This window comes from Mycobacterium mantenii, assembly GCF_001667865.1.
Lineage (GTDB): Bacteria > Actinomycetota > Actinomycetes > Mycobacteriales > Mycobacteriaceae > Mycobacterium > Mycobacterium mantenii_A.
In genome coordinates this window covers 1-1237 of record NZ_LZJP01000041.1, presented here as the reverse complement: position 1 = coordinate 1237, position 1237 = coordinate 1, and the positions used below count along the sequence as shown (strand labels likewise).

Annotated in this window: 1 protein-coding gene; it reads right to left on the bottom strand. The window is 68.1% G+C overall.

Going from position 1 to position 1237, the window contains the following annotated elements; genetic code table 11:
* Window positions 1-3: 3 nt before the first annotated feature.
* A complete protein-coding gene (locus A5688_RS06480) occupies window positions 4-1236 on the bottom strand; it encodes an HNH endonuclease signature motif containing protein (protein ID WP_082995932.1) in 1233 nt (410 codons plus the stop codon).
* Window position 1237: the final 1 nt, after the last annotated feature.

Genomic DNA, 1237 nt, shown 5'->3' with positions numbered 1-1237 from the left:
GGGTTAGTTGTTGGTTGGTGGTGGTTGGGGTTGGAAGGGTGTGTACCACCACCAGTCGGCGCGTTCGCCGGTCGGTCCCGGACACGGCGCCACCGTGGGCGGGGGTTGGGTTGGTGGGCGTGCCAGCGATCCCGGGCTCAGTAACCGTCCGGCGTCGTCAGTGACCCGGAGAGCGTTTGCGGGGCCGCTGATGGTGATGACACCACGATGGTGCAACCGGTGATGGTAGGGACATAGCAGCACCAGGTTGGCCAACTCGGTGGGGCCACCGTCTTCCCAATGCCACAGGTGATGGGCGTGCAGACCGCGGGTGGCGCCACAGCCGGGCACCACACAGGTGCGGTCGCGATGCTCCAGCGCGCGGCGCAGCCGCCGATTGATCAGCCGCGTCGCCCGCCCGGCACCGATCACCTCGCCGGCGCGTTCGAACCAGACTTCGGCAGTGGCATCACAGGTCAGGTAGCGGCGTTCGGCGTCGGTGAGCAGCGGACCCAGATGCAGCGCCGCGGCGGGCTGTTCAACGTCGACGTGGACCACCACGGTGGTGTGCTGCCCGTGGGGCCGGCGGGCCGCCTCGGCATCCCACCCGGCCTCCACCAGGCGCATGAACGCCTCGACAGTGCCCGGCAACGGCGGCAGCTGATCGCAGGCGCGGTCGCCATTGTCGCGATCGTTCTTCCACTCACTGATCAGCGCATCACGATGAGAGGCCAACGCCGCGTCGAACTTCGCCGCATCGGGGTGCGGAAGTGTGATCCGGTAGCAGCTGCCCTCGTCGTCGGAGGTTTTGGTGATCGAGGCCTGCGGTTCAAGCCCCTCTGGCCCGGACTCGGGTTCGGGTCGCGGTTCCAGCTTGACCGCGTTACGCAGCTGGTTAACCGTCGCAACCGCGGCGAGCTCTGCGTAGTGGTCATCAGAACCCTCCCCCGCCCGCGCCGCAATCACCCCAACCTGGTCCAGCGACAGCCGGCCCTCCCGCAGGCCTTGGGCGCAGCGCGGGAACTCATCCAGCCGGCTGGCGATGGTGGCGATCGTGTGCGCGTTTGCCGGCGAGCAGCCGGTCTTCCAGGCCACCAACGCCGGCACCGACCGCGCGCCGGTGACACCGCAGAGCCCGTCGCGATCGATCTCGGCCACAATCTCCACGATGCGCCCATCAGTCGCGTTGCGCTGACCGATCAACTCCGCCAACTCCTCGAACAACACCTCAAGACGGTCGCTCGCAGTCACCACCACG